This is a genomic window from Mesorhizobium carmichaelinearum (assembly GCF_900199455.1).
In the GTDB taxonomy this organism is placed as follows: domain Bacteria; phylum Pseudomonadota; class Alphaproteobacteria; order Rhizobiales; family Rhizobiaceae; genus Mesorhizobium; species Mesorhizobium carmichaelinearum.
This window is the reverse complement of sequence record NZ_FZQR01000143.1, coordinates 1-676: the sequence shown is the minus strand read 5'-3', so window position 1 is coordinate 676 and position 676 is coordinate 1. Positions and strand designations below refer to the sequence as shown.

1 protein-coding gene and 1 pseudogene are annotated in these 676 nt (G+C 40.7%); one reads left to right on the top strand and one right to left on the bottom strand.

Features of this window, described 5'->3' with window-relative positions:
* A pseudogene (locus CKW40_RS42400) lies at positions 1-192 on the top strand (transposase); the annotation flags it as partial.
* 38 nt (positions 193-230) lie between these two features.
* On the opposite strand, the gene CKW40_RS42395 reads toward CKW40_RS42400, so the two are convergent.
* Positions 231-676 (bottom strand): DDE-type integrase/transposase/recombinase (locus tag CKW40_RS42395; protein WP_143748537.1); only part of this gene is annotated, 446 nt, incomplete at its 5' end.

Here is a 676-nt window from a genome sequence, read left to right as displayed (position 1 = left end):
TCCTTATTTCGTCTGTCTTTACGTATGGTCACTGGCTTTGTGCAAAGTCTGATTAAACTTTGCGGATTAAATTGGATAGCTCCAGATTACACCACGCTTTGTAGAAGACAAAAGCATATTGATATTGTAATCAGCTACCAAAAAAGTAGCGATGGGCTGCATCTACTCATGGACTCTACAGGCATGAAGTTTGAACCGTACCGGGTTTGTCGGAGACTTTTTTATTTAAGTTAGGCCACCTGACCTAACGTGTTAATCTTATCATAGTACATTGCTTCAAACTCAAAAGGCGATACATAACCCAGTGCGCTGTGTACACGCTTTTTGTTGAACCAATCGACCCAGTTTAGTGTCGCAAGTTGTACATCTGCTAAACCTTGCCAATCTGCTTTTAAATATTCAATCACCTCTGTTTTGTATAAGCCATTCACCGTTTCAGCCAAAGCATTATCGTATGAATCACCCGTCGTACCGACTGATGCTCGTAAATTTGCTGCTTCTAAACGATTGGTATAGCGAATAGAAAGATATTGAACACCTCTATCTGAATGATGAATCACATTCTTAGGCATACCTCGATCGTGCAATGCTTGCTCCAATGCATCGAGCACCATATCTGTATTCAACCGTGTAGATACTTTCCATCCAACAATTGCTCGCGAGAACACATCAATAA